Genomic DNA, 274 nt, shown 5'->3' with positions numbered 1-274 from the left:
CGATCTCAGCGGGCGCATCGGCGAGGCGGGCAAGCAGGGCTTCCTGCTCGGCCTGTCGCAGCAGGTCAACAGCCTGCTAGCCACGATCGCCGGCAGCGTGGACGCGGTCTCGAACGTGCTGCGCTCGCTGTCCCAGGGCAACCTGACCGCCCGCATGGAGGGCGATTTCCATGGCGTGTTCGCCACCATGCGTGATGATGCCAACGCCACCGTCGCCCAGCTGACCGACATCGTCGGCCGCATCCAGGACGCGTCCACCTCGATCAATACCGCC

At 67.5% G+C, this 274-nt stretch carries 1 protein-coding gene; it reads left to right on the top strand.

Annotated features, from left to right (window positions below):
- On the top strand, positions 1–274 hold a 274-nt coding region (locus OH705_RS27285; protein ID WP_416383601.1), incomplete at both ends, for a hypothetical protein.

Origin of the sequence: Pseudomonas sp. BJa3 (assembly GCF_026343815.1) — a bacterium.
Classification (GTDB): domain Bacteria; phylum Pseudomonadota; class Gammaproteobacteria; order Pseudomonadales; family Pseudomonadaceae; genus Aquipseudomonas; species Aquipseudomonas soli.
Note: the sequence above shows the minus strand (reverse complement) of the source record. Positions and strands in the feature narration are given on the sequence as shown.